The organism is Microbacterium sp. SLBN-146 (assembly GCF_006715145.1).
Taxonomy (GTDB): domain Bacteria; phylum Actinomycetota; class Actinomycetes; order Actinomycetales; family Microbacteriaceae; genus Microbacterium.
On sequence record NZ_VFMR01000001.1, the window covers coordinates 621,056 to 647,319 of the forward strand.

General features: G+C 71.5%; 16 protein-coding genes. 9 read left to right on the plus strand and 7 right to left on the minus strand.

The window, feature by feature from the left end:
- Positions 1 to 7 precede the first annotated feature (7 nt).
- From FBY39_RS02585 to FBY39_RS02600, 4 genes are all read left to right on the plus strand, one after another.
- Positions 8 to 1,450: an aldehyde dehydrogenase (NADP(+)) gene (locus tag FBY39_RS02585; protein ID WP_141930104.1), complete on the plus strand. Its 1,443-nt coding sequence runs from the start codon at positions 8 to 10 to the stop codon at positions 1,448 to 1,450.
- 188 nt (positions 1,451 to 1,638) lie between these two features.
- A complete protein-coding gene (locus FBY39_RS02590; protein WP_396652240.1) occupies positions 1,639 to 3,423 on the plus strand; it encodes a beta-galactosidase family protein in 1,785 nt (594 codons plus the stop codon).
- Positions 3,424 to 3,425: 2 nt separating this feature from the next.
- Positions 3,426 to 4,397, plus strand: coding sequence for a serine hydrolase (locus FBY39_RS02595; RefSeq protein ID WP_141930106.1), 972 nt, complete (start codon positions 3,426 to 3,428; stop codon positions 4,395 to 4,397).
- A gap of 45 nt (positions 4,398 to 4,442) precedes the next feature.
- Positions 4,443 to 6,710, plus strand: coding sequence for a beta-galactosidase (locus FBY39_RS02600; protein ID WP_222115652.1), 2,268 nt, complete (start codon positions 4,443 to 4,445; stop codon positions 6,708 to 6,710).
- Positions 6,711 to 6,902: 192 nt separating this feature from the next.
- Here the strand turns inward: FBY39_RS02600 and FBY39_RS02605 are convergent, their stop codons facing one another.
- Entirely contained in the window at positions 6,903 to 7,889 is a 987-nt protein-coding gene (locus FBY39_RS02605; protein ID WP_141933830.1) for a LacI family DNA-binding transcriptional regulator, read from the minus strand.
- 246 nt (positions 7,890 to 8,135) lie between these two features.
- On the opposite strand from FBY39_RS02605, the gene galT reads away from it, so the two are divergent.
- The 3 genes from galT (at position 8,136) to FBY39_RS02620 (ending at position 11,534) form a co-directional block, all read left to right on the plus strand.
- Positions 8,136 to 9,281 (plus strand): galactose-1-phosphate uridylyltransferase, encoded by a 1,146-nt coding sequence (gene galT / locus FBY39_RS02610; RefSeq protein ID WP_141933833.1) that lies wholly within the window; start codon positions 8,136 to 8,138, stop codon positions 9,279 to 9,281.
- Positions 9,278 to 10,429 (plus strand): galactokinase, encoded by a 1,152-nt coding sequence (gene galK, locus FBY39_RS02615; RefSeq protein WP_141930107.1) that lies wholly within the window; start codon positions 9,278 to 9,280, stop codon positions 10,427 to 10,429. Before galT ends, galK begins: the two co-directional genes overlap by 4 nt.
- Positions 10,430 to 10,694: 265 nt before the next feature.
- Positions 10,695 to 11,534: an alpha/beta fold hydrolase gene (locus FBY39_RS02620; RefSeq protein WP_141930108.1), complete on the plus strand. Its 840-nt coding sequence runs from the start codon at positions 10,695 to 10,697 to the stop codon at positions 11,532 to 11,534.
- 48 nt (positions 11,535 to 11,582) lie between these two features.
- Here the strand turns inward: FBY39_RS02620 and FBY39_RS02625 are convergent, their stop codons facing one another.
- The gene (locus FBY39_RS02625; protein ID WP_141930109.1) at positions 11,583 to 14,663 is read right to left on the minus strand and encodes a lamin tail domain-containing protein; all 3,081 of its coding nucleotides are present in this window, start codon (positions 14,661 to 14,663) and stop codon (positions 11,583 to 11,585) included.
- A gap of 181 nt (positions 14,664 to 14,844) precedes the next feature.
- On the opposite strand from FBY39_RS02625, the gene FBY39_RS02630 reads away from it, so the two are divergent.
- On the plus strand, positions 14,845 to 16,326 hold the full coding sequence (locus tag FBY39_RS02630) for a carboxylesterase/lipase family protein (RefSeq protein ID WP_141930110.1): 1,482 nt from the start codon (positions 14,845 to 14,847) through the stop codon (positions 16,324 to 16,326).
- Positions 16,327 to 16,387: 61 nt separating this feature from the next.
- On the opposite strand, the gene FBY39_RS02635 is transcribed toward FBY39_RS02630, so the two are convergent.
- The 4 genes from FBY39_RS02635 to FBY39_RS02650 all read right to left on the minus strand — a co-directional run bounded on the left by FBY39_RS02635 (position 16,388) and on the right by FBY39_RS02650 (position 23,207).
- Complete coding sequence (locus FBY39_RS02635; RefSeq protein WP_141930111.1) at positions 16,388 to 19,927, minus strand: S8 family serine peptidase; 3,540 nt, start codon at positions 19,925 to 19,927, stop codon at positions 16,388 to 16,390.
- A gap of 197 nt (positions 19,928 to 20,124) precedes the next feature.
- Entirely contained in the window at positions 20,125 to 21,111 is a 987-nt protein-coding gene (locus tag FBY39_RS02640; RefSeq protein ID WP_141930112.1) for an LLM class F420-dependent oxidoreductase, read from the minus strand.
- A 51-nt stretch (positions 21,112 to 21,162) separates the two neighbouring features.
- Positions 21,163 to 22,128: a site-specific DNA-methyltransferase gene (locus FBY39_RS02645; RefSeq protein ID WP_141933835.1), complete on the minus strand. Its 966-nt coding sequence runs from the start codon at positions 22,126 to 22,128 to the stop codon at positions 21,163 to 21,165.
- 29 nt (positions 22,129 to 22,157) lie between these two features.
- A complete protein-coding gene (locus FBY39_RS02650) occupies positions 22,158 to 23,207 on the minus strand; it encodes a biotin/lipoate A/B protein ligase family protein (protein WP_141930113.1) in 1,050 nt (349 codons plus the stop codon).
- Positions 23,208 to 23,417: 210 nt separating this feature from the next.
- Here FBY39_RS02650 and FBY39_RS02655 point away from each other — a divergent pair, with 210 nt between their 5' ends.
- Positions 23,418 to 25,025 (plus strand): DEAD/DEAH box helicase, encoded by a 1,608-nt coding sequence (locus tag FBY39_RS02655; protein WP_141930114.1) that lies wholly within the window; start codon positions 23,418 to 23,420, stop codon positions 25,023 to 25,025.
- 233 nt (positions 25,026 to 25,258) lie between these two features.
- Here the strand turns inward: FBY39_RS02655 and FBY39_RS02660 are convergent, their stop codons facing one another.
- Complete coding sequence (locus FBY39_RS02660) at positions 25,259 to 26,110, minus strand: alpha/beta fold hydrolase (RefSeq protein ID WP_141930115.1); 852 nt, start codon at positions 26,108 to 26,110, stop codon at positions 25,259 to 25,261.
- Between the last annotated feature and the right edge of the window lie 154 nt (positions 26,111 to 26,264).

Sequence of the window (26,264 nt, forward strand, 5' to 3'; positions counted from 1 at the left end):
ATCGACGATGACCACGACGACCGACCAGCTCGAGCAGGTCATGGCCGCGGCCGCCGCGGCGGCGCCCGTCTGGGCGCGCTCGACCGCCGCCGAGCGCGCCTCGTGGCTCCGAGCCGCCGCCGACGCGCTCGACGCCGCGGCCGACGAGCTCGTGCCGATCGCCGATCGTGAGACCCGTCTCGGCGAGACGCGTCTGCGCGGCGAGGTCGGCCGCACGACCGGCCAGTTGCGGCTCTTCGCATCGGTCGTCGAGGAGGGGTCGTATCTCGAGATCATCGTCGACGATGCGGATGCCACGGCGGTCCCGCCGCGCCCCGAACTGCGGCGCATGCTCGTGCCCGTCGGGCCGGTCGCCGTCTTCTCGGCGTCGAACTTCCCCTTCGCCTTCTCGGTGGCCGGCGGCGACACCGCCTCGGCGCTCGCCTCGGGTGCGCCCGTCGTCGTGAAGGCTCACTCGGGGCATCCCGAACTGTCCCGCCGCACGGCCGAGATCGTCGCGGCAGCGCTCGAGGCTGCGGGCGCTCCCGCCGGGTCGCTGCAGCTCGTCGAGGGACGCGAAGCAGGGAACGCCCTCGTGCAGCATCCCGCCATCAAGGCCGCGGGGTTCACGGGGTCGCTCTCGGGGGGCCGCGCCCTCTTCGACCTCGCGAGCGGACGGCCCGACCCGATCCCGTTCTACGGCGAGCTCGGGAGCGTCAACCCCGTCGTCGTGACGCCCGCCGCGGTCGCCGCCCGGGGTGCGGAGCTCGCGGCGGGACTCACCGGCTCGTTCACCCTGGGAGTCGGCCAGTTCTGCACGAAGCCCGGTGTCGTCTTCGTCCCCGCGGACGCCGGCTTCGAGGCATCCGTCGCTGCCCTCGTTCCGGGTACCACGGGCGGACCGCTCCTCACCGACCGCATCACGGCGGCCTTCCCCGACGGCATCGCGCACCTCGAGGCCGATCCGTCGGTCGAGGTGATCGCGAACGGCACGGCCCCCGACGGCGGCGCCGCACCGATCGTGCTGGCAACGGATGCCGCGGCTGTCACCGCCCGGCCCGAAACGCTCCTCGAGGAGTGCTTCGGGCCCGTGACGCTCCTCGTGCGGTACTCGTCGGAGGACGAGCTGAACGCAGCGCTCCGGGTGGTTCCGGGAAGCCTCACTGCGACGCTCCACTCCGAGCCCGGCGATGATGTCACCGGCATCCTGGAGCTTCTGCAGGCCCGCGCGGGGCGCGTGCTCTTCGCCGGCTGGCCGACGGGTGTCGCGGTCACGTGGTCGCAGCAGCACGGCGGTCCGTGGCCCGCGACGACGTCGCTCCACACGTCGGTCGGCGCGACCGCGATCCGCCGGTTCCTCCGCCCCGTCGCGTACCAGTCCGCCCCGCAGCACCTCCTCCCCGCGCCGCTGCGCGACGAGGCGCTGCCATCGCTCCCCCACCGCCGCAACAACACCCTCCACCTCCCCTAACCCCCTCTCCCCTTCCTTCGTCGAGACTCCGGCTTGTCGACGAGCCACCCCGTTGTTTGCGCGCATCAACGGGGTGGCTCGGCGAGAACCCGGTGTGTCGACGTAAGGAGGGGAGGGCACGGCGGCGATAGGAAAGCGCTTGCCGTTTGGAGAGCGAAGACGCATAGGGTGGAAGGACGAACCCGAGGATGACGATGACGAACCCCCCTTCCCGCTTCCAGATCGGCGAGACCGACTTCCTGCTCGACGGGGCGCCGCACCGGATCATCTCCGGCGCCATGCACTATTCGCGCGTGCACCCCGACCAGTGGGCCGACCGGATCCGCACGGCGAAGCTCATGGGCCTCAACGCCATCGAGACGTACGTCATGTGGAACGCCCACGAGCCCGTGCAGGGCGAATGGGATGCCACGGGCCCTCGCGACCTCGGACGTTTCCTCGACCTCATCGCCGACGCCGGCCTCCACGCGATCGTCCGACCCGGCCCCTACGTGTGCGCGGAGTGGCACAACGGCGGGCTCCCGACATGGCTGACGTCCGACCCCACGATGCGGCTCCGCAGCTCCGACCCCCGTTACCTCGAGGCGGTCACCTCGTACCTCGAACGCGTCAACGAGATCATCGTGCCGCGGCAGATCGACACGGGCGGGTCGGTCATCCTCGTCCAGATCGAGAACGAGTACGGCGCCTACGGGTCCGACGCGCAGTACCTCGCGGAGCTCATCCGCCTCACGCGCGCGGCCGGCATCACGGTGCCGCTCACGCAGGTCGACCAGCCGATCCCGCACATGCTCGAGAACGGATGGCACGAGGGTCTGCATACGACGGGGTCGTTCGGATCCCGGATCGGCGAGCGCCTCGCCTCCCTGCGCGAGCACCAGAAGACCGGCCCGCTCATGTGCATGGAGTTCTGGTGCGGTTGGTTCGACCACTGGGGTGAGAAGCACCACACGACGACCTTCGCCGACAGCGCGCGCGACCTCGACGAGCTGCTCGCCGCCGGCGCATCCGTCAACATCTACATGGTCCACGGCGGCACGAACTTCGCCCTGACCGCGGGCGCCAACGACTCCGGTCGCTACCTTCCGCTCGTGACGTCGTACGACTACGACGCCCCGATTACCGAGTCGGGCGACGTCACCGAGAAGTTCCGCGCGTTCCGCGAGGTCATCGCCCGGCACGCGCCCGTGCCCGACGAGCCGCTCCCCGAACCGGTCGCGGCCCCCGTGTTCGAGGCCGCGCTCGAGAGCGTCGGCGACGTGCTCGCGTCGGCGGCGGAGGACCGCGGCGACTTCGCCCACCCTCCGACGATGGACGAGCTCGGACCCGACGTCGTCCTCGTCGAGTACGCGACGCGGCTCGACGCGCCCGCGCCCGCGCCCGCCGTGCTCGAGGTCGGCGAGGTGCGCGACTACGCATGGGTGCACATCGACGACACCCCGGTCGGCGTGCTGCAGCGCACCGTCGGCGACCACGCGCTCACCATCCCCGCGGGGCGCGATCTGCGGGTCCTCGTCGAGGAGACGGGCCGCGTCAACTACGACACGAAGATCGGCGAGCCCAAGGGGCTCATCGGAGGCGTCCGGCTGAACGGCACCGAGCTGCCGGGGCCCTGGACGGTGCGGACGATCGACGTGGCGACCCTGGATCGTGCCGTCGAGGCGGCGGCATCCGATCCCGGCGGCATCGTCGGCGGCCGCGTGGCCGGGCCGGCCGGCCTCCGGGCGCGGTTCACTCTCGACGCACCCGCCGACCTCTTCCTCGACACCCGCGGATGGGGCAAGGGGTACGTCTGGATCAACGGCTTCTTCCTCGGCCGGTACTGGCGCCGCGGTCCGCAGCGCACCCTCTTCGTGCCCGGTCCCGCGACGCGTGCGGGAGAGAATCGGATCGTCGTCGTCGAGCTGGAGACGATGACGGATGCCGCGGCCCGATTCGTCGCGCGACCCGACCTCGGCCACGAAGTGGAGTGACGATGACGTTCTCGAACGCGTTCGACTGGACTCGCCGCCAGGTGACGGAGGGGAGACTCCCCACGGCGGTGCTGGGTGTCGCGACCTCCGACGGGGTCGCTGCCCTCGACGCCTTCGGCGCGACGGGTGCGCGAAAGGCCCGCACCGACGACCACTACCGTCTGTTCTCGGTCACGAAGCCCCTCGTCGGCATCACGGCGGCCCGCGCCATCGAGCGGGGCCAGCTGACCCCCGAGACCCCCCTCACCGATGCCCTGCCCGCGTTCGGCGCGAAGCGCGACGACGTCGTGCGCCTGCGTCACCTCGCGAGCCACACCTCGGGCATCTCGGAACCCGATCTCGACACCGCGAAGCCCCTCCGGCATGAGCTGCTGACGCGGGGCCGCGACTTCCGCGCGGGGACGATGTCGCGCTACTCGACGCTCGCTTTCGAGGGCATCGCGGCGCTGCTCGAGCATGCGACCGGGCAGCACTGGGCGGACGACGTGGGCGCCTGGGCCACGGAGGTCGGAGCCGACGGCCTCACGCTCGACGAGTCGTCCGACCCGCACGAGGTCGTCGGAGCCGCCGAGGAGGGCCTCGACATCGACCGGTTCGCCGCCCTGCGGCATCCGGGTGCCGGTCTCATGGGGCGCGCGGGGGATCTGCTCGCGATCGCGACCGAGCTGCTGCGGGAGGGCGGGCGCATCCTCCGGCCCGCCACCCTCGCGATGATGCGCCGCCCCCTGACGGGCGACATCCCGCGCCTCGACCCGTACCCCGCCGAGCGCGGCCAGGACTGGGGCTTCACGTGGAACCTCCCCACGCGCGCGCCGGGCCTCATCGACCGCGACGCGTACGGACACGGCGGGTGGTCGGGCGCGGAGTTCATGGTGCATCCGTCGGCCGGTGTCGCCTACGTCCTGCTCACGAATGCCGCTCTTCCCGCCCTCGACACCGACGCGCTCGACAACGCCGTCATCGGCTCCCTCTGACACGGCGCGCCGAACCGACCCCGCCCGCCCGACCCCTCGGAGCCCATGCCCCTCTCACTCACCCCCGCCGCGTGGCCCGCACCCGCCGCTCGTGCGCCGATGCCCGCTCCGCATGAGGCAGCCCGCGGAATCGAGGTGACCGATCGGGCGCTGCGGCGTCGCGGCATCCCGTGGATCCCCGTCTCGGGTGAGATCCACTACAGCCGCGTGCCCCGCGACCGCTGGCGCGAGCGCGCGCGACAGCTGCGGGCAGGCGGCATCACGATCGCCTCGACCTACGTCTTCTGGCTCCACCACGTGCCCGAGCGTGGCGCGCCGCGCTTCGACGGCGGCCTCGACGTGGGCGCGTTCATCGACGAATGCGCGGATGCCGGTCTCGACGTCGCACTGCGGATCGGCCCCTGGGCGCACGGGGAGGCGCGCAACGGCGGCTTTCCCGACTGGGTGCGGGATGCTCCCGTCGACCACCGGAGCGACGACCCCGCCTACCTGGACCTCGTCAGCGAGTGGTTCGGTCAGCTCGCCGCCGCCCTCGGGGGCCGCGCGCAACCGGGCGGTCCCGTCGTGGCGATCCAGCTCGAGAACGAGCTGTACGACCGGCCGGAGCACCTCGTGACCCTCAAGCGCCTCGCCCGCGAAGCCGGGATGGCGGCTCCCCTGTGGACCGCGACGGCGTGGGGCGGCGCCGAGCTTCCCGCCGGCGAGGTGTTCCCGCTCTACGGGGGCTACGGGGACGGGTTCTGGACCGAGCCCGACGCGCCGTGGGACCCGACCTTCCGTTCGCACTACTTCTTCTCGCACGTGTGGGACGACCCCGGCGTCGGCGCCGACGTCCGCGCAGCGCAGGGGTTCGCCGCGGCATCCGCCACGAGCGCCGTCGCGTCGCCGTTCCCGCCCGCGACGTGCGAGCTGGCGGGCGGGATGGCGACGGCCTACCACCGCCGCCCGTGGCCGTCGGGCAGAGATGTCGCCGCCGTCGCGCACACCAAGATCGGCAACGGATCGGCCTGGCAGGGCTACTACATGTACGCGGGCGGGACGAACCCGGGCCTCGACCTCGAGGAGTCGCACGCGACGGGCTACCCCAACGACATGACCCGCCTCAGCTACGACTTCCACGCCCCGATCGGGCAGGCGGGCGACGTCGCGGAGAGCTCCGCGCTGCTGCGGGGCCAGCACGCCTTCCTCGACGCCTTCGGCGCGCGCCTGGCCGACCTCCCCTCGGCGCTGCCCGACGACCTTCCCGCGGACGTCGACGACACGCGCACGCTGCGGTGGGCGGTTCGCGGCGACGCCGACGAGGGATTCCTTTTCGTCTCGTGGCACCAGCCGCACGTCCCCCTCGCGACCTTCGTCGGAGCGCAGTTCGACGTCGGCGGTGTCGTGCTGCCCGAGCATCCCGTCGACATCCCCGCCGGGACGCTCGCCCGCTGGCCGCTCGGCACGCGCATCGGCCAGACGCGGGTGCAGTGGGCGACGGCATCCGCTCTGACTCTCCTGCCCGCGCCGCCGTCGGGCGTCCCGACGCTCGTGCTCGTCGCCGACACGGGTGTTCCCGTCGAGCTCGCGGTCGAGGGAGCGCAAGTGCGGGTGGTCGAGCCGTCGCTCGATCCCGTGCGCCTCGACGGGGCGGATCTGCTCGTGCTGCCACCAGAGGCTCCCGTGTGGGTGCGGTCTGGTTCGGGGGGAGAGCGGATGCTGCTCCTGTCGGAGGACGAGCTGGCGTGGGACGACTCGGGCGTCTTGGTGCGCTCGCGGCGGGACGAGGCGGTCGTGCGTGTCTACGACCCGGCCTCGCGCTCGTGGCGAGTGTGCGAGGTCGCGGCGCGCGGAGTGCCGGCGCGCGAAGCGGACGTCCTGGCGGTGTGCGTCGCGGAGGCCGCGGACGTCCCGTCGGACTACGGCTTCGCGGGAGAACGGCACTCGGCGCCGACGTGCGATGCGATCGAGGACCTCGCGGCGGTGTACCGCCTCGACCTGCCGGAGTGGGCACTCGACCCCCGACACGACGCGGTCGTCGAGATCGATTGGGCGGGGGATGCCGGCCAGGTGCGCATGGAGGGCAGGGTCGTCGACGATCGCTGCTGGGACGGCTCGCGTTGGTCGCTGAGCGTGCAGGACCTCGGGATCGCGAGCTCGGTCGACCTGCTGCTGCTCCCGCTGGCGGCCGATTCGACCGTGTGGCTGCCCGAGCCCGCCGCCGAGCGCCGTCAGCGCGCGGGCGCGGCTCCGCTGCTCACGCTCGACCGCGTGCGGGTGACCTCGCGCGGCCCCTGGCGCGCCGTGGCCCCGGCCCGCCCGCTGGCCGGGTAGTCGGCTGAGGGGCGCCCCACCACCCGCTGGTCGAGTAGCGGACCGAAGGACCGCCCCACCACCCGCTGGTCGAGTAGCGGACCGAAGGACCGCCCCACCACCCGCTGGTCGAGTAGCGGACCGAAGGGCCGCGTATCGAGACCGACCCCACGCAGGCGTCGATCTCGATACACCCGCTTCGCGGGCACTCGATCAGCGGCGAGGGGCTTCGTTCGGAGAATCACGGGCCGGCGCAGTGTCGCGGGGGATGAGCTGCGTCGGAGTCACCTCGGCCGTCGGGGAGCCGCCGTCGATCAAGGCGACCAGCGCGGCCAATGCCCGCTCGCCGAGCGCGTCGAAGTCCTGGTGCACCGTCGCGAGCGGGGGACGGAAGTTCGCGGCATCCGCGATGTCGTCGAACCCCACGACGGCAACGTCCTCGGGAACCCGCCGCCCGGCGTCGGCCAACGCGCGGAGCAGGCCGAGCGCCATCTGGTCGTTCGCCGCGAAGACGGCCGTGACGTCGTCGCGCGCGGCGAGCTCTCGGCCCGCCGCATATCCGGATGCCGCGCTCCAATCGCCCCGCACGACGGGAGGCGCGGCGCGCTCGGCGAGCGCGAGCCGCCATCCGCGCTCGCGTTCCGCGGCGGCGAAGGAGTCCTCGGGTCCCGCCAGATGCCACACGGTCCCGTGCCCCCCGGCGAGGAGGTGGCGCGTCGCGGCCTGCGCACCGCCCGCGTGGTCGGACGCGACGACGCCGAACCGCTCGTCGGGCAGCGAGTCGACGACGACGAGCCGCAGCCCCGCCGGCGTGCCGACATCCCGGGCGATCGCGGTCGCTTCGTTGAGGACGATCGCCCCGTCGACCCCCTGCTCCTGGAGGCGCGCGAAGGCGTCCGAGAGCGATTGCGGTCCCGTCGCCGTCACGACGCCGAGCGCATAGCCGCGGGCATCCGCCGCGTCGGCGATGGCCTGCAGCATCCGGAAGTTCCCGACCGTGGAGAGCGTCGACACGACGATGCCGACCGTGCTGCTGCGTCCCGTGCGGAGCGCACGTGCCGCGCGATGGGGTCGGTAGCCGAGCTCGGCCATCGCGGACTCGACGCGGGCCCGGGTCGCGGGATCGACGCGCGGGCTGTCGTTCACGACGCGCGAGACGGTCTGGCCCGACACCCCCGCACGGAGGGCGACATCCGCCATCGACACGCGGCGCGTTCCGTCGCCGGGGGGCGCCTTCCGCCGCCGCTCCCGCGCGCGCGGCTCCGCACGGCCCGACCGGTACGCCTCGGGCGACCGCGCGTACTCGCGCTCGAGCCGCTCGAGCGCCTGCATCTCGTCGTCCACAGAGCCTCCCGGGTCTGTCTCCGTGCCGACGCGTCCATAATTCCGTCCCGCCGGTGGATGTTGACGTTACCACGCCCGACCAGCTACCGTGTTGACGTGAACATGGCGGATTCCCGAACCCCCGAACCCCCGCAAACCCTCGGTGCGGGGGTCGTCAAGCGGCCCACGCGGCTTGCCGACGGCCGCGAACTCATCTACTACGACGACCCGGACACGACACTCGGTCCCGAGCGGGGCGTCGATGCCCGCGAAGCGACGCCTCGGCCCGCGACCGCGACGATGCGCCGCGACGTGCTGACGGGCGACTGGATCTCGGTCGCCGCCGCACGGCAGAACCGCGCCTTCCTCCCCCCGGCCGAGCTCGACCCGCTCGCGCCGCAGACACCGACGAATCCCTCCGAGATCCCCTCGCGCTACGACGTCGCGGTCTTCGAGAACAAGTCGCCGTCGTTCGGCCCCGAGCTCGGCGACGGCGCGGCCGCGGACCCCGCTCCCCGCGGCCTCGGTCTGACCCGGACCTCCGTCGGCCGCTGCGAAGTCGTGTGCTTCAGCCCCGAGCACGAGGGCTCCTTCGGCACGCAGTCGCGGACACGCGCCCGCACCGTCATCGAGGCGTGGGCGGACCGCACCGCGGCGCTCTCCGCCCTCCCCGGCGTCGAGCAGGTGTTCCCGTTCGAGAACCGCGGCGAGGCGATCGGCGTCACGCTCGCCCATCCGCACGGTCAGATCTACGCCTACCCGTATGTCACGCCGCGGACGCAGACCCTCCTCGCCTCGATCGACCGGGAGGGTCCCGACCTCTTCGACCGGATCCTCGAGATGGAACGCGCCTCCGAGCGCGTCATCCTCGAAGGCGAGCACTGGACTGCCTTCGTGCCGTTCGCCGCCCGTTGGCCCCTCGAGGTCCACCTCCTCCCGCACCGGCACGTCGCCGATCTCGCAGAGACGACGGATGCCGAAAGAGACGAGCTCGCACCTCTCTACCTGCGACTCCTCCGCGGGGTGGATGCGCTCTACGACTCGCCGACGCCGTACATCGCCGCGTGGCACCAGGCCCCTGTTCGGCACGGGCGTGAGTCGGCGCGCCTGCATCTCCAGCTGACGTCGCCGCGACGCGCCGCAGACAAGCTCAAGTTCCTCGCCGGCTCCGAAGCGGCGATGGGCGCGTGGATCGGCGACATCCCGCCCGAGGCGTCCGCCGCGCGCCTCCGCGAAGCCGTCGCATCCGTTCCGGAGGTGCTGTCATGACCGACGCCGCCCGTCTCTTCCGCGACACGTTCGGCTCCGAGCCGTCCGGCACCTGGTCGGCGCCCGGGCGCGCCAACCTCATCGGGGAGCACACCGACTACAACGACGGCTTCGTCCTGCCGTTCGCGATCGAGCACCGCACGCGTGTCGCCCTCGGCACGCGCGACGATGGACGCATCCGCGTCGTGTCGACGTTCGACACCGAGCCGGTCGAGGTCGCCCTCGCCGAGCTCGACACCTTCTTCCCCGAACGTCGGGACGAGATTCCCGAGTGGGCGCGCTACCCCCTCGGCGTCGCGTGGGCGCTGGGAGGCGCAGGCCGCCAGGGCGTCGACCTCGCGTTCTCCTCCGACGTTCCGGTGGGCGCGGGCCTGTCGTCGTCGGCCGCGATCGAGAACGCGACGGCCGTCGCGCTCGACGACGTGTGGCAGCTCGGCCTCGACCGGGTCGACCTCGCGCAGGCTGGGCGCCGGGCAGAGAACGACGCCGTCGGTGCCCCGACCGGGATCATGGACCAGATGGCGTCGATGCTCGGCCGAGCGGATGCCGCGATCTTCCTCGACTGCCGGAGCCTGGACGCGAACGTGGTCGACCTCGGGTTCGCTGCGGCGGGCCTCGATCTCGTCGTCATCGACACGGGCGTCACGCACGCGCACTCGACGGGCGGGTACGGGGAGCGGCGCGCGGCGTGCGAACGCGGTGCCGCGATCATGGGGGTGCCGGCGCTCCGCGATCTCTCGGTCGACGACCTCCCTCGCGCGCAGGAGCTCATGGACGACGTCACGTTCCGGCGCGTCCGTCACGTCGTGACCGAGAACCAGCGCGTGCTCGACACGGTCCGAACGCTCCGCGAGGAGGGTCCGCGCGCGATCGGCGAGCTGCTCGTGGCATCCCATTCGTCGATGCGCGACGACTTCGAGATCTCGGTTCCCGAGCTCGACACGGCCGTCGAGGCGGCACTCGGCGCGGGCGCGATCGGCGCGCGCATGACGGGCGGCGGGTTCGGCGGCGCAGCGATCGCGCTCGTCCCGCACGCGGAGGTTCCGGCGGTGACGGATGCCGCGACGGCGGCGTTCGCGGCATCCGGATTCGCTCCGCCCACGATCTTCACGGTCACGCCCTCCCCCGGCGCCGCCCGCGACGCCTGACCCGCCTTTCTCCCCTCACCCCCAGCCACCCCCACCCGTCGAGACTCCGGTTACTTGCCGAGCAACCCCGTTGTTGCGCGCATCTAACGGGGTGGCTCGGCGAGATCGCGGTATGTCGACGGGAGGCGACGGCGGGAGCCGACGGGGGCGGCGGCACGGGGCGGCACGGGGGGCGGGGGCGGAGGCGTCAACCCCTCGCGCGGGGTCCGGCGGCGCGACTACCGTCGACACGAGGGCCGGAGCAACCCGGCCGGAAGGAGCGATCGTGGCATACATCACCGTCGGGACCGAGAACTCGGCCGACATCGACCTCTTCTATACGGATCAGGGCACGGGCGACCCCGTTGTCCTCATCCACGGCTTCCCCCTCAACGGCGAGTCGTGGGGCAAGCAGCAGGCGGCGCTGCTCGACGCCGGCTACCGCGTCATCACGTACGACCGACGCGGCTTCGGGCAGTCGTCGAAAGTCGCGTCGGGCTTCGACTACGACACATTCGCCGCCGACCTCCAGGCGCTTCTGGAGGACCTCGACGTGACGGATGTCACGCTCGTGGGCTTCTCGATGGGCACGGGTGAGATCGCCCGGTACCTCTCCCGCTACGGAGCGTCGCGCGTCGCGAAAGCCGCCTTCCTCGGTTCGCTCGAGCCCTACCTCCTGAAGACCGAAGACAACCCCGAGGGCGCTGGCCCCCAGGAGTTCTTCGACGGGATCGCCGCCGACGTCCGCAAGGACCGGTACGCGTTCGTGAAGGGCTTCTTCGCCGACTTCTACAACCTCGACGACAACCTCGGCTCACGCATTTCGCAGGAGGCCGTGGATGCCAGCATCCAGGTCGCCAACCAGGCCGGGAACGCGGGGATCGCCGCCGCGCCGCACACGTGGCCGACCGACTTCCGCGACGACATCCCGTCCATCACGGTGCCGACCCTCATCCTGCACGGGACCGCCGACAACATCCTGCCGATCGACGCGACGGCCCGCCGGTTCCGCAAGCTCGTGCCCCACGCGACCTACGTCGAGCTCGAGGGAGCGCCGCACGGCCTCCTGTGGACGCACGGCGACGAGGTCAACGAGGCGCTGCTGGAGTTCCTCGCCCAGGACTGATCGGACGGATGCCGCGGCGCGCACTGCTGCGCCGCGGCATCCGCACCCTCAGTGCTGTGCCGCGTGCGTCCGTCCTGCACGGCGTCGACGCGACACCGTGAGCGCCGCACCCCCGGCGATGAGACCCAGCGCGAGGACGACTCCGGCGACGGACGCCGTGGCGTCAGAGCCCGTCGCGGGGAGGCGCCCGGCGATCTGGATCGGCGTCCACCCGAGCACATTGCCCTGCGCGTCGAGGATGACGAGGCGGTGCGCGCCGGGGTCGATCCCCGCGGGGAGCGTGACCGTGATGTACCCGTTCTGCGCGACGACGTGCGCACCCAGCGAGACCGGCGTGGAGTACAGCCACACGTAAACCGTGTCTCCCGCGTACTGCTCGCCCACGAGGACCGAGATCGTCTGTCCCGCATTCGCCGTCGCGGGCGCCTGAATCGACCCGCGGTTCGCGTCGGTGAGGAGCTCCTCGGCCACCGGCGACGGCCCGCCCGTGGACGGAAGCGTCGGGGTCGGGGTGGGGGTCGGCTCGCCGGGACCACCCGACGCCTCGCACGGCAGCGATCCCTGTCGCAGCGAGAAGCCGTCGGTGTCGTTGTCGTCGGCGTAGAAGGTCGGCTTCCTCCCGTCGGCGCACACCGCGTCATCCGCCACGGCGAAGCCCTCGTTGGCGATGTTCGCCATGCCGACAGGACGCTCGAAGACCCGCGAGGCGCTGAAGGCACCCGACTCGTCGATCTCGTACAGCGCGATGCGGCCGTCGCAGCTCTCGTCGCAGACGACCCAGAGCGCTCCAAGGTCGGCATCGAAGGTCACGTCAGCGACGAGTGCGAACGTGGTCGGCGATGTCGCGATCCGCTCGAAGCCGCCGTCCTCCATGAGGGCGTAGGCGTAGACGGATGCCGTGCCCTCCACTCCGATGAAGAAGAGTCCGTCTCCGTGGCCCGGGTAGTCGGCGGGCCGGTAGGCGAGGCCGGTCGTCTCGTCGACGAAGCCGCCGTCGACGAGGAAGGTGTCGGGGACCCACGTGATGCCCTCGAGACCTCCGTTGGCGGGAAGGCCGGGGAAGTCCGCCGCGAGGTTCCACTCGTGGCTCGCCGCGATCTCGGCGCCCGCCGCGGTCACGTCGTAGCGCAGCACCGACGGGCGGCTGATCGAGCCGGCCGCGTTGTTGCGCTCGGTCGAGACGTACACACCACCGGAGGAGTCGCCCCCGACGACCGTGACGCCTTCGGCATCCACGATGCCCGTGCCGTCCGGGTAGCGCAGCGTCTTGCCGGCGCCCCATCCGTCCCTCGTGACGGGCGCCCAGCCACCATCGTCGTCAGCGGCGAGCTTGTAGAGGAGGCCGTCGCCGTTCTGCACAGCCCACAGCGTGCCGAACGCTGCCGATCCCGACGGCTCGTACTCGAGGCCGCTGAGGTCACCCGAGAAGGTGGCCTCAGCGTCGAGCACGCGGACGTCGGGCGAGCCGGGCCACGGCTCCGAGAACACGACGCCTTCGCACAGGTTCTGCGTGCCCGGTGTCGCCCCGAGCGTCTGGGCGAAGGCGCCCTTCGGGTCGGGGCAGCGGCCGTACGTGTACGTGGCGTGCTCGGTCCACGCGTAGGCGTCGATGAGGGTCGCGCCGTCGGCGGCGAACAGACGCACCGTATCGGCGCCGCCCAGACCGAACCCGAGCGTGTCGATGAGGAGGTACTCCCCCGCCGCGAGCGTCGTTCCCGCGGGGATCACGTAGCCGCGGGAGTCGTTGTCGTCGCGCACGACGAGGCCGCCGAGGTCGACCGTCGTGGATCCGATGTTGACGAGCTCGACCCAGTCCTCGCCGGAGGCCGGCTGGCTCTCGATCTCGTTGATCACGATCGGGAGGCCGCAGTTGTTGGGTGCACCCTTCGTCGAGACGGTCGTCGTCGCGAACTCGGCGGTGCCGTCCGGGCAGCGACCGTAGGTCACGGCGGCGTGCACGGTCCACGCGTACTCCGCGACGAGCGTCACGCCATCGGGGAGTGAGAGGCGCACCTCATCGGCGTTCCCGAGGCCGAAGTCGAACCCGACCGGGTTCGATCCCGTGGCCTGGTCGATGACGAAGAAGGCACCGGGAGCGACGACCGAACCGGCGGGAAGGACGTAGGGGACGCGTGTCGCGTCATTGTCGCGGAAGCGGTAGCCGGACAGATCGACCGGCTCGGCGCCGATGTTGACGAGCTCGACCCAGTCGGTGTCATCGCCGTTGCTCTCGACCTCGTTGATCACGATCGAGCCGGCCTCGGCCGGCGGGGAGCAGACGTTCGCCGCACCCTTCGTCGAGGATTCGGTGACGGCGAACGCGCCGACTCCGTCGGGGCAGCGTCCGTAGGTCGTTGCGGCGTGGGAGGTCCAGCTGTACGCGTCGACGGCCCCTCCACCGGCATCCGTCAGGCGCACCGAGTCGGCGCCGCCGAGCCCGAACCCGAGCTGCGCCTCGTCGATCACGAGGTATCCGCCTGCGTCGATCATCGTGCCGGATGCGACGGTGAAGACGTGCGTGTCGTCGTTGTCGAGCACCCGCAGCCCCGCGGCATCCACGGGGACGGTCGCCGTGTTGACGAGCTCCACCCAGTCTCCGGGCGTGCCGTTGCTCGACTCGATCTCATTGATCCGTACGACATCGGATGCCGCGATCGTGCAGACGTTCGGCGCGTTCTTGCTCGCGGCGATCGTGGTGACGAACTCGCCGGTCCCATCGGGGCAGCGTCCGTAGCTCGGCGCGGGATGCTCGGTCCAGGAGTAGGTGTCGAGGAGCGACGTGCCATCGGCCGCGTAGACGCGCGCGGTGTCCGCACGGCCCAGTCCGAAGCCGGCCTCGCCGACGTTCGTGTCGACCGTGTAGAAGCCGCCCGCGGCGAGAACCGTGCCGGCGGGGACGACGGCCGCGTGGGTGTCGTCATTGTCCTTGACGACGAAGCCGGAGATGTCGACGGGCGCGTCACCGGCGTTGGTGAGCTCGATCCAGTCGGCGGCCGTCTCGACTTCGTTGACGACGATGGCCGGGGCCTCGGCGGCGAGGGCGGGAGTCGCGACGAGGGCGGGCCCGACAACGACGGCGAGCGCGGCGAGCGCGGCAGGAACCGCGCGAGTGAACAGGCGAGAACTCATGAGGATGCACCTTGCAGTGGGAGACGGGTGTGAGTCGAGAGTCCCGATGCAGATCGAACAATCGGTGAACGCACCGTGTCCGGCGGGGCACTCGGGCGAGAACGCGCGGGGGTCGCGAACGCGTGCGGCACCCTGACCGACGCGAACCGTAGGATGGCAAGCCCGACGACCTGGAGGACGGATGCCGCACCCCGACGCCCCCGTCGCGACGACGAGTGCCGGCGACGTGCGTGGGGTCTGGCGCGGCACGCCCGGAGCCTCCGCGGCCTTCCTCGGGATCCCGTTCGCCGAGGCGCCCGTCGGTCCGCTGCGGTTCGCGGCGCCCGTCCCGCACGAGCCGTGGGAGGGCGTTCGGGATGCCACCGCCTTCGGCGCGACCCCTCAACGCGGCGACACGGGGATCACGCTCATCCCCGAGCCGAGCATCCCGGGCGAATCGACACTCAACGTCAACGTCTTCACGCCCGACCCGCGGGCCGACGGCCTGCCCGTGCTCGTGTGGATCCACGGTGGCGGCTATATCTCGGGATCGCCCGCGAGCGCCTGGTACGACGGACGGGCGTTCGCGCGCGACGGAATCGTCACGGTGAGCATCTCGTACCGTCTCGGTTTCGACGGCTTCGGGCACATTCCGGGCGCACCGTCCAACCGCGGCGTGCGCGATTGGCTCGCGGCCCTGGAGTGGGTGCAGGAGAACATCGCAGCGTTCGGCGGTGACCCGGCGCGCGTCACGATCGCGGGCCAGTCGGCGGGGGGCGGCGCCGTCCTGACGCTCCTCGGAATGCCCGCCGCGCAGCACCTCTTCCACTCGGCCTGGGCCCTCTCTGCGGCGCTCGTCGACGTCTCGCCCGAGCGGGCCCGGACGACGACCGCGCGTCTCGCGAACCTCGCAGGCGTGACCCCGGATCGCGCAGGGTTCGCGAGCGTGCCGGAGGAGCGCCTGCGCGAGCTCGAGGAGAAGGCCGCGGCATCCGACTCGACGGACCGCATCGGCACGGCGATCGAGCTCCTCGCCGGCGACCTGCCCTGGGGGCCCGTGCTCGACGGCGACTTGCTCGCACGGCCGACCCTCGACTCGATCGCGGACGGCATCGGCAGCGACAAGCCGCTCGTCATCGGGACGACCGACGACGAATTCACGATGCTGACGGATGCCGCGGGCCCCGTGCTCCGCGTCGTGCCACCCGCCCTCGCACTCGGGCGCCTCGCCCTCGGCCGCGCAACCCGGCGCGCGTATCTCACCGCCAACGCCGCGCGGCGACGGCTGGGCACGGGACCGCTTCTCGGTCGCTACGTCACCGACGCGGTCTTCCGCTCGACCGTCGTTCGGACGGCACGAGCCCGCGGCGGCGCCCCCACGTGGGCGTATCGGTTCTCGTGGGCGTCACCGACGAAACGGTGGGCCGTGCACTGTCTCGACGTGCCGTTCTGGTTCGACTGCCTGGATGCCGAGGGCGTCGACGTCATCGCGGGCGACGACCCGCCCCGTGGGCTCGCCGCCGCGGTGCACGGGTCGGCGGCGGAGTTCGTCCGCGACGGTCACCCCGGGTGGCCCGCCTGGAGCGAGCACCCCGGCACGACGAGGATCTTCGGCGGACCGGCATCCGCACCCGACGTCGACCTCGACGGCTACGCGAGCGTCGCCGCCCTCGTCTCGCTCTAAACCTGACACGCATGAGAAAGGGGGCGCCCTCTCGGACGCCCCCTCCCCCTGACTCACCCGGCTATTGCACCGTGATCTTCGTCTGCTCCGCGGGGATCGCGCGGAGCTGGTCCGACTGCAGCGCGGCGAACGTCGACCACGTGCCCCGCAGGAGACCCCGCAGCGTGTAGTCGAACGACACGGTGCCGCCCGCCGTCGGAGGTGCCGTCGTGACCTGCACCTCGTTGCCCGCGGCGGGAAGACCCGCGAGGGTCGCGCCGCTCGTGCCGTCGCGGTTCTCCGCCCCGACGCCGATCCACTCGGCCGGGTACGGCGCGAGGTCGAGCGCACCGTACGCGAACGTCGCGTCCTCCGAGCCGCCCGTCTCGATCCAGACCTGGAACGAGTTCAGCGCCGACGTGCCGAACAGCGGCACACGATCCCACTCGACGACGAGCCAGGTCGTGACACCGTCGGTGAGGGTCGTGACCCGTACACCTCCGCCGGCCGGAGCCTGCGACGGATCGAGGTCGGTCCACAGCGGCGCGAGCACGTTGTTCGGCGCCGCCGTGTTCGGGATGCTCGGCTCGATCGAGTTGTCTCCCGTTCCCCCGCCGCCGACCACGATGTAGCCGTTCGAGTCGATCGCGATGCTCGTGTACGACTCACCGCCGTAGAGGAACGCGGGCACCGTGAAGTTCACGATCGACTCGTCGCCCATCGCGATCGGCGTCGCTCCGAAGCCCGAGAGCGGGAGGTACCCGCCCGCCGGCGTCGAACCGGGCGCCAGCACGACGGACTCCACCGTCGGCGGAACCGCCGGCGCGAGAGTGCCGCTCCACTTCGCCCCGAGGAGCGTCTTCTTCGCGGGTGCCGTCACCGAGCGCACCTGAAGGAGCGGGTTGGCGGCGACATCGATCTTCGCCTCCACCGGCACCGGCAGGTAGTTCGCGGCGGTGACCGTGCAGGTCGTCGTCGCGCCGCGCTTGATCGTCGTCGGATCACACGTCTGCGTGAACGTGACCTCCGCTTCGCCGACGTTCGCCGCGACGGGAAGCACCGCGGCGTTCCCCGACCGAGGCGTGATCGTGATCTGACCCTCGTGCCATCCGTCTTCCGCGCTCAACGCGTCGAGGACGACCGTGAGGTCGCGCGATCGGCCCGGTGCGAGCGAGAACGTCGACGGGACGACGGTGATCCGAAGCCCCGCGTCGCTCGTCGCCTTGACGCTGAACTGCTGCGTCTTGCCCGACACGTTCGTCACCGTGCGCTTCGTCGACACGGCTCCGGGGAGCGGGTCGAGGTAGACGCTCGGGATGTTGAGGTCGATGCGGTGCAGCGGGTCGGCTGCGCTCGCGGCGAAGTCCTCCGCCGTCTCGCTGATCGTCAGGACGGGTGCGACAGCGCGGTCGGCGCGGATGGATCCCGCGCCCCGGTCGAAGACGCCCGCCGTCGCTCCGTCGACGTTCACGACGCTCTGCAGCGACGACGTCATGAGCGCGGACTTGATCTGCCCCGGCGTCCACGACGGATGCGCAGCCTTCACGAGCGCCGACACTCCCGCCGCGTGCGGCGACGACATCGAGGTTCCCGCGATCGCCATGTACAGCTCTCCCGGAGGACCGCTCGCGATCTCGACGGGCGTCGGCGTCGTGCCGGCGATGACCTGCACACCCGGCGCCGTGATGTCGGGCTTGAGGAAGTCGCCGACAGGGCCGCGCGAACTGAACGCCGCCATGACGTCACCCGGCGACACCGTCGCCGTTCCCCTCGCCCACGTCGCCGTGACACCGGGGTGCGCTGCCAGGAACGCGGCCAGGTCATCGTTCGGACCCTCGAGCTGGATGGTCGGCAGGAAGTGGTTGTCGGTCTGCAGATCCTGCGGAACGGGGTTCGCGAGGATCATCCCCGCCGCGCCGCCGAGGCTCGCGTAGTAGCCCTTCTCGACTCGACCACCGCTGTTCGCGCCGCCGCGGATGCAGAGCACGACCTTGCCCGCGACGGATCCCGGCGCGAACGGCTCATCGCAGTACTCCGTGCCGGCGTAGCCGGCCACATCCGAGGTCCGCACGACCGGCGCGTTCGTGACGCCGTCCGTGATCGTCGTGCCCTGCTTGACGTAGGTCGCACCGTCGGTCGACGTCAACACGAGCGCCGACGTGAACGCGCGGTCCGACGTCGAGGCGGCGACCGTCGTCGTCCACGGGCTCGCGTGGTCGAGCGTCGAGGCACCGGGGCCGGAGTTGCCCGCCGACGCGTTGACCGTGATCCCCGCCGCGACGGCGTCGAGGAACGCGAGTTCCACCGAGTCGTACGGGTTCTGGCTGCCGCTGACGGAGTAGTTGATGACGTCGACGCCGTCGAGCACCGCCTGTCCGATGGCGGCGAGCAGGTCGCCCGTGTAGCCGCCGCCCGCGGCGAGCGCGCGGTACGCGATGACCGACGCCCCCGGTGCGACGCCGCTGATGGGACCGCGGTCGACGCCGAAGATCGGAGTCGTCGACACCTGGCTTCCCGCGGCGGTCGTGGCGGTGTGGGTGCCGTGTCCGTCGGCGTCGCGCGCCGAGCAGACCTCGACGCTGCAGTACTCGCCGGGGAGGAACTCCGACAGCGCCGCGTACTGGTCGAGGAAGGCGTACGCGCCGATCAGCTTGTCGTTGCACGCGAAGGACGCACCCTGCGTCCCGTCGCCGAACTCACACGCCCAGGGGCCGCCTGCTGGCGTCGCGATGCCGTTGTCCTGAAGCATCGGATGCTCGGGCCAGATGCCCGTGTCGATGACACCGACGATGACACCCTCACCGGCCTTGTCGCGTCCTCCGAGACTCGGCCACACCTTGTCCGCACCGATGAACGTCGTCGCGTCGGTGTCGGGAGCGGGCGTCGTCGCGGGGAGCGACACCGACGGCGACGGCGACGGGGACGGGGAAGCGCTCGCACTCGGCGACGCCGAGGGCTTCGGGCTCTTCTTCGGCTTGCTCTTGTCGGGCGAGACGGGCGTCGGTGTCGAGGGGCTGAGGCTCGGGGCCGTGGTCAGACTCGGCGTCGGCCTCGGCGCGGCGGATGCCGCCTGGCGGAGCTCGTTCGACTGCACAGCGGCGACCGAGCCGAGCTGGGCGATGTCCTTGGCGCGGTTGGCCGGGATGACCATCGCGTAGCCGCCGTATACGACCGGATACGTCGTCAGCATCCTCGCTGAAGGGATGAGCGCCGATGCTTCGGCCTGGGCCTCTGCGATCCGCTGGGCGACGTAGGCCGAGTAGGCGTCGACCGCGGCACGGTTGTCCGCGAGCGCCTTTCCGGTCACCTCGGGACTCGTGGCCGCGAGTCCGTCGACGCCGCCGGCGTACGAGGCAACGGGGTCGACGTCGACCTTCACGAGGACGGGGACCGCCGCGGCATCCGATCGGGCGAGCAGACCCGGGTCGCTCTGGGCGAGCTGGCCGGACGGCGACTTGGCGCCCTCTTCGGCCGGTCCGTCCGGTGCGAGCGGCGTCGCGGTGAAATCGGGCGTCTCGGGCGCCGCCGTCGCGGGGTATGCGACGAGCGAGCCGGCCAACAGACCCGCCACTGCCGCACCCACGATGAGCGGGCGCGTGAGGCGGAATCGGGAATTGCGCATGGCACTCCTCTGATGTGTCCTGCGAGGCGCACCGAGCCTGGGATACTGTGCCGCGCCCCGTCGATGAAGTGACCCTAGGCCTAATCCCGCATCCACACCAGGCTCTTGATGCGCTGGACTCTGGCTGAGTACTGTCTATGAGTCGCGCCCGGACGTCGGAGATACCGCGTCCCCGTCGCGGGATTCAGCGGGGTGCGTCAGGAGACGGCGGGGATGACCTCGCGCTCGAACAGCTCGATGCCGCTGCGGTCGTAGGCAGCCTCGGGGAAGTAGTGGATCGCGTAGCCCATGCCGTGCGCAGACAGCGCCGACAGACGCTCGGCGACCTGCTCGGGCGTCCCGAAGCCGGGGGATGCCAGGTAGTCGCGCTCGATCACCTCGGCGCGCTCCTGCCCGACGTGCGGGAGCAACCGCGCGACGACGGCAGCGAGCCGGTCGCGGGCCTCCGCCTCGGTCGGCGCGATGATCGTGTTGAGGCTCGCGGACCGCGTGATCTCAGCCATGTCTCGGCCCAGATCGGCGCAGTGCCCCGCGAGGATCTCGCTCTTGCGGTCGAACTCCTCGAGCGTCGCGGAGTAGTTCGTGTAGTTCGCGTACTTCGCCGCGATGCGGAGCGTCACCTTCTCGCCGCCGCCGGCGATCCACAGCGGGACGCCGCCCTGCTGCAGCGGACGCGGCTCCACGATCGCGCCATCGACCTGGTAGTACTCGCCGTCGAGCGTCGCCGACCCGGTCGTCCACGCCTGGTGCATGATCTCGACGCCTTCACGCAGGCGCCCGAGCCGCTCCTTGATCGGCGGGAAGCCGTAGCCGTACGCACGCCACTCGTGCTCGTACCATCCGCCCCCGATCCCCATCTCGGCGCGCCCGCCCGACACGATGTCGACGGTCGTCGCGACCTTCGCGAGATACGCGGGGTTGCGGTAGCTCATGCACGTGCACATCTGTCCGAGACGGATGCGATCGGTCGACGCGGCGAACGCGGCCATGAGGGTCCACGCCTCGTGCGTCGCCTCGGCGCTGTGCACGGGCGTCGTGTGGAAGTGGTCGTAGACGAAGAGCGTCTCCCACTTACCGGCATCTGCGTGCGCGGCGAGGGAGCGCATGACGTCCCACTGCTGTGCAGGATCGATCCCGACGAGGTCGAAGCGCCAGCCCTGGGGAACGAAGATTCCGAATCGCATGCCGACAAGCCTAGGTCGATCGGATGCCGCAGACCCGGGGCTTGCGCCGCGTCACGCCGTCGTGTGCACCTCGGCGTGCGGCATCCGTCGCTTCATGACCTCGATCGCCTCGGGGTTGTCGTCGACGAGGATCGCGTCGCGTCCGAGGGCCGACGCGACGGCGCCCGTCGTGCCCGACCCCGCGAAGAAGTCGAGCACCCGGTCACCCGGGCGGGACGATGCCTGCACGATGCGCCGCAGGACCCCCTCGGGCTTCTGCGTCGGATAGCCGGTCTTCTCGCGTCCGGTCGTGGGCACGATCGTGTGCCACCAGACGTCGGTGGGGAGCTTGCCGCGCTCGGCCTTCTCGGGCGTCACGAGGCCGGGTGCCATATACGGCTCGCGATCGACGGACTCGGAGTCGAACCAGTACCGCGCGGGATCCTTGACGTACACGAGGATCGTGTCGTGCTTCGTGGGCCACCGGCGCCGCGACTTCGCCCCGTAGTCATAGGCCCATACGAGCTCGTTGAGGAAGCGGTCGCGGCCGAACAGGGCATCCAGCAGCACCTTCGCGTAGTGCGCTTCGCGGTAGTCGAGGTGGAGATAGAGGGTGCCGTCCGCCGCGAGGAGACGCCAGGCCTCCTCGAGCCGAGGCTCGAGGAACCCCCAGTAGTCGTCGAACCGGTCGTCGTACACCCGCAGGTCGCCGCGCAACCGCTCGTACTCGCGCCCGTGAAACCCCCGCCGCACGACCGGCGCGGCGGTCGCCGGTTCAGAATTCAGTCCCGCCTCGGAGGGCTTCGCACCGGCCGCCCCGCAATCCGGGACAGCCTCCGATCCGGCGTCATCCGCAGACTGAATTCTGAACGTCGAACGCGCCGTATCGAGCGTGCGTTCGCGCACGCGGCCCGTATTGAACGGCGGATCCAGGTAGATGAGGGTGAACGACGCGTCCGCCATCGCCCTGATGACCTCGAGGTTGTCGCCGTGATGGATCGCGACCCGGCCGAGGGCCGGGTACGAGGCATCCGTCATCGTCGACGGCGGCGTTCTGCGACCGACGGTCACGGCACGCGACGCAACCATGCATCGGTGGCGAACTTCGAGGCGACGAGCGCCTCCGCCTCGGCGTACTCGTCGGCGGTGATCTCGCCCGGAACGGCGCCGTAGAGCTTCGCGAAGGTCTCCTTGAGCCGCTCGATGACGGCGTCGCGCGGGAGGCCGGTCTGGCGGCGGAGCGGGTCGACGCGCTTGGCAGCCGATGTCGTGCCCTTGTCGCTGAGCTTCTCGCGCCCGATCCGGAGCACTTCGGTCATGACCTGACCGTCCATGTCGTAGCTGAGCGTCGCGTGGTGCAGGACTCCGCCGTTCGCGAGCCGCTTCTGCGCCGCGCCGCCGATCTTCCCCTGCGGAGAGGCGATGTCGTTGAGCGGCTGATACGTCGCCTCGACGCCGAGCGAACGGAGGGCCTGGAGCACCCAGTCGTCGAGGAAGGCGTACGAGTCGGCGAACGTCATTCCCGAGACGAGGGATGCCGGGACGTAGAGCGAATACGTCACGATCGAGTTCGCCGCCATCAGCATCGCCCCACCGCCGGAGATGCGGCGGACGACATCGAAGCCGTGGCGTGCGGCACCCTCGGGGTCGACCTCGTTGCGGAGGGACTGGAAGGAGCCGATGACGACGGCCGATTCGTTCCACTCCCAGAGCCGCAGCGTCGGCCGGCGACGTCCGTCGCCGACGCGGGCCGTGAGGACTTCGTCGAGGGCGAGGTTCATCTGGGGGGACACGGGCCGATCGTGCACGATCTCCCAGTCGAAGTCGGCCCATCCCGGTGCCGTCACGAGGGCACGGCGCACGGCGGTTCCGACGGCCTCCGGCGTGAAGCCGAGCAGCTGTGCACCCTCGGGGAGGGCGGCACGCACCGCGGCGGCGATCGTCGCGACGTCGGCTTCGACCGGCAGCCCCTCGACGGCGGCGTCGATGTCGGCGAGCGCATCGTCGGGTTCGAGGAAGAAGTCGCCCGCGAGGTGGAACTCCGCGATGCGGCCGTCGCGCTCCTCGAGGTCGACGACGACGAGCTTGCCACCAGGGACCTTGTACTCACCGTGCATGGCACCAGCCTATGGCGCGCTCACATGCTTCGCCCCGCCGGGCCTGCTACGGTTGTCTCGCGGCTCATCGAGCTGCTGCGTCGTCGTCACGCTCCCGGCATCCGAAGCCGCGGCTCTTTTCGAACGGCGAACCGATGCGTGATCCCACGCCGTCGCCACCTCCGCACCGATGCGCACAGCCGTGCGCACGTGCATGCACTGAAAGCACACATGACTTCCTTCCTTTCTCTCGGCGTGCCCGAGAAGCTCGCCGCCGTCCTCGCGGCGGACGGTAAGACCGAACCCTTCGCCATCCAGCGCGACACGCTCCCCGACTCGCTCGCGGGCCGCGACGTGCTCGGCCGCGGCCGCACCGGCAGCGGCAAGACCATCGCCTTCGCACTCCCCCTCGTGGCCAAGCTCGAGGGCGGCCGCCGCCGCGCGAACCACCCGCGCGGCCTCGTGCTCGCCCCGACCCGCGAGCTCGCGACGCAGATCGCTGCGACGATCCGTCCGTTGGCGGATGCCGCAGGCCTGACCGTCACGACGATCTTCGGCGGCGTGAGCCAGCGCCCCCAGGAGCAGGCGCTCTCGCGCGGCGTCGACATCGTCGTCGCGTGCCCCGGACGCCTCGAAGACCTCATGAAGCAGGGACACGTGCGCCTCGACTCCGTCGAGATCGCGGTCCTCGACGAGGCCGACCACATGGCCGACCTCGGCTTCCTCCCGGGCGTCACGCGCATCCTCACGGCGACCCCCCGCGGCGGCCAGCGTCTCCTCTTCAGCGCGACGCTCGACCGGGGTGTCGACTCGCTCGTCAAGCGCTTCCTCAACGACCAGGTGCTGCACGAGGTCGATGAAGAGAGCGTCCCGCAGGGCGTCATGACGCACCGCGTGTTCGTCACGTCGGCCGATGACAAGCCCGCGCTCGTCCGCAGCCTCGCGTCGGGCCACGGTCGCCGCATCCTCTTCACCCGCACGAAGCACCAGGCGAAGAACCTCGCTCGCAAGCTCACGGCATCCGGCATCCCCGCTGTCGACCTCCACGGCAACCTCAGCCAGAACGCGCGTGAGCGCAACCTCGCCGCCTTCGGCGCGGATGCGGATGCCGGTGGCGTCCGGGTGCTCGTCGCGACCGACGTCGCCGCGCGCGGCGTGCACGTCGACAACGTCGAGCTCGTCGTCCACGTCGACCCGCCCGTCGAGCACAAGGCGTACCTGCACCGCTCGGGCCGCACGGCACGCGCCGGCGCCGCGGGCATCGTCGTGACCGTCGCGACCGACTCGCAGCGCGGTGAGGTCAAGGATCTTCTCCGCCTCGCGAAGGTGTCGGCGGCTCTCGAGCCCGTCCACTCCGAGCACGCGGCCGTCGTGGAGCTCGTCGGCGCAGCCGCGCCGCACGTGACCCCCGCGCCGCTCGCGGCCCCGCAGCGTCAGGCGCCGCGCAAGAACGCGTCCGCCGGCGATGGCGGCTCACGTCGTCGCGGCGGTCGCCCCTCCTCGGCATCGCGCCAGGACGTGCGCAGCGGCGAGCCCGACCGGTCCGACCGTCCCGCCCGTTCGGGGCGTCCCGCGGGCCAGCGTGGGCAGGGCTCCGGCGACCGGGCGCCGCAGCGCGCCGGCGCCTCGGGCGGTCAGCGCTCGGGCCAGGGCAACAGTCGGAGCCAGGGCCAGGGCCAGGGGAACGGCCAGGTTGCGGGTCGCCAAGGTGGGCGTGCCAACGCGCAGCCCGCAACCTCCCGCACGGGAACCTCGGCGACGCAGCGCTTCACGACCGGCGCGACGGTGTCCGACATCAGCCGCGGAAACCGCACGCCCAACCGCCGCGCGCGCGGCTGACCCTTTCTTCACACCGGATGCCGGTGCCTCGACGCCCTCTCGGCGCCGGGCACCGGCATCCGTCGTTCCCACCCTTGCTCCCACTTCGTCGAGAAACCGGGTTCTCGCCGAGACTCCCCGTTGTGTACGCGCATTGTCGGGGTGACTCGGCGATAACCCGGGGTCTCGACGAGGCGCGGGGCGTCGCGCGCGGGCGCGGGCATCGCGCGAGGGCGTGGGCGCGGGGGTGCGCGTCAGGTGCGGGTGGGGAAGCGAGGGGCGAGCCACGCGAGCAGGTCGGCGCGCGCGTCGGCCTGCGTCACGTCGTTGAAGATCTCGTGGCGGGCGTCGGGATAGACGAGGGTCGTCACGTCGGTCAGGCCCGAACGCGAACGGTAGGCCTCGGCGAGGCGGTGGACGCTCCGCGGGCCCCCGACGGTGTCGTCGCGGCCGACCATAAGGAGCACCGGCACGTCATGACCCAGGTCGCGGCGCGGACGCCCGATGATGCGCAGCGTGTCGACGACGCCGAAGAGCTGGAGGAGCGGCTTGGTCGTCGTCAGCGGGTCGTCGAGGAAGGCCCGCCCCACCGCGAGGTCAGACGACAGCCACTCCGTCCCGGAGGCGGTCGCGGCCTTCCAGGGGGCGTTGAGGTCTCCCGAGTTGAGCGAGCCGGGCCAGCGCAGCGCTGACCCCGAAAGCACGAGGGCGTCATAGGCATCGGGATGCTCGTCGAGCAGCATCTGCGCGAGGAACGACCCCCAGGAATGCCCGAGGAGCACGAGCGGAAGGCCGGGGTTCTTCGATCGGATGAGCTGCGTCAGCTGCCAGACGGCGGCGAGGGTCGCGGGCATCCCTCCCGGACCTAGTGTTCCGAGCTTCGACGCGTCGCCGCCGTGCTGCTTCATCCCCGTTCGGCCGTGGCCGCGGTGATCGTCGGCGTACACCGTGTATCCGTCGCCGGTCAGCGCCTCGACGAGGGCCGCATAGCGCCCTGCGTGCTCCCCGACTCCGTGGAGCAGCTGCACGACGCCCCGCGGTTCCCCCGCTGCGGGATGGACGTCGTAGACGATGGCGATCCCGTGGGCGTCGATGTACTCGGGCATGCCGACGAGTCTAGGTGCGCGGCATCCGTTCGCCCCCTCCCCGAGACCGGGGATCTCGCCCACACCGGGCGGCATGTCACCGGGTTTCGGCGAGCTCCCCGGTCTCGGCGGGGTTGGTCTCCCCGGGGTTGGATTTACTTAACCTGGATAATGA

Bases quoted from the DNA above. Each gene is read 5' to 3' on its own strand.
- FBY39_RS02585 (WP_141930104.1), top strand. From the start codon at position 8: ATGACCACGACGACCGACCAGCTCGAGCAGGTCATGGCCGCGGCCGCC.
- FBY39_RS02590 (WP_396652240.1), top strand. From the start codon at position 1,639: ATGACGATGACGAACCCCCCTTCCCGCTTCCAGATCGGCGAGACCGAC.
- FBY39_RS02595 (WP_141930106.1), top strand. From the start codon at position 3,426: ATGACGTTCTCGAACGCGTTCGACTGGACTCGCCGCCAGGTGACGGAG.
- FBY39_RS02600 (WP_222115652.1), top strand. From the start codon at position 4,443: ATGCCCCTCTCACTCACCCCCGCCGCGTGGCCCGCACCCGCCGCTCGT.
- FBY39_RS02605 (WP_141933830.1), bottom strand. From the start codon at position 7,889: ATGGCGGATGTCGCCCTCCGTGCGGGGGTGTCGGGCCAGACCGTCTCG.
- galT (WP_141933833.1), top strand. From the start codon at position 8,136: ATGGCGGATTCCCGAACCCCCGAACCCCCGCAAACCCTCGGTGCGGGG.
- galK (WP_141930107.1), top strand. From the start codon at position 9,278: ATGACCGACGCCGCCCGTCTCTTCCGCGACACGTTCGGCTCCGAGCCG.
- FBY39_RS02625 (WP_141930109.1), bottom strand. From the start codon at position 14,663: ATGAGTTCTCGCCTGTTCACTCGCGCGGTTCCTGCCGCGCTCGCCGCG.
- FBY39_RS02630 (WP_141930110.1), top strand. From the start codon at position 14,845: ATGCCGCACCCCGACGCCCCCGTCGCGACGACGAGTGCCGGCGACGTG.
- FBY39_RS02635 (WP_141930111.1), bottom strand. From the start codon at position 19,927: ATGCGCAATTCCCGATTCCGCCTCACGCGCCCGCTCATCGTGGGTGCG.
- FBY39_RS02640 (WP_141930112.1), bottom strand. From the start codon at position 21,111: ATGCGATTCGGAATCTTCGTTCCCCAGGGCTGGCGCTTCGACCTCGTC.
- FBY39_RS02645 (WP_141933835.1), bottom strand. From the start codon at position 22,128: ATGACGGATGCCTCGTACCCGGCCCTCGGCCGGGTCGCGATCCATCAC.
- FBY39_RS02650 (WP_141930113.1), bottom strand. From the start codon at position 23,207: ATGCACGGTGAGTACAAGGTCCCTGGTGGCAAGCTCGTCGTCGTCGAC.
- FBY39_RS02655 (WP_141930114.1), top strand. From the start codon at position 23,418: ATGACTTCCTTCCTTTCTCTCGGCGTGCCCGAGAAGCTCGCCGCCGTC.
- FBY39_RS02660 (WP_141930115.1), bottom strand. From the start codon at position 26,110: ATGCCCGAGTACATCGACGCCCACGGGATCGCCATCGTCTACGACGTC.